Raw genomic sequence first — 578 nt, forward strand, 5'->3', positions numbered from 1 at the left:
ACTTCGACGCCGATGGTGTTGGTGTCGTAGCGCTGGTTGTAAGTGTTGCCGCTGTCGGACTCCTGCTGGCGCGAGCTGGCATAGGCGGTGACCTTAGGTAAATGCCCGGCGCGGTTGCGCTCCACTTCATAGCGCGCGACTTCCAGGGCCTGGCGCTGGGAGGCCAGCGTGGGGTTGTTGCTGATCGCCAGTTCATGCCAGGTGTCGTAGTTGGCCGGGGTCAGGGCGAACGCGGCAAAGCCCTGGTTCAGCGGCGCCAGGTCGTCGATGTTGACGCTCTGTACGCCAATCAAGGCGCCCAGCTCCCGCAAGGACGCGTCTTGCTCATCCAGCGCCTGGATTTCTTCGGCCGTGGCCAGTTCGTAGCGCGATTCGGCTTCCAGAATGTCCGTGCGGGTGCCCTCGCCTTGCTGGAACAAATGCCGGTTCTGCTGGAACTGCTGCTCGAACGCCTTCTTCTTCGCACGGGCGATGTCGATCTGGTCCTGGGCAAACAACGCTTGGGTGTAATAGGTCAGCACGCGCACCAGCAGCGCCTGGCTCTTGTCACGAAAGCTTTCATCGGCGAACAGCGCCTG

General features: G+C 62.3%; 1 protein-coding gene. It reads right to left on the bottom strand.

What is annotated here, in order from left to right; translation table 11 throughout:
• Nucleotides 1-578, bottom strand: a 578-nt coding sequence (locus tag AC3ZU9_RS31550; RefSeq protein ID WP_490091806.1) for a TolC family protein, incomplete at both ends; no start/stop codon positions are given.

This window comes from Pseudomonas sp. A39 (genome assembly GCF_058145955.1).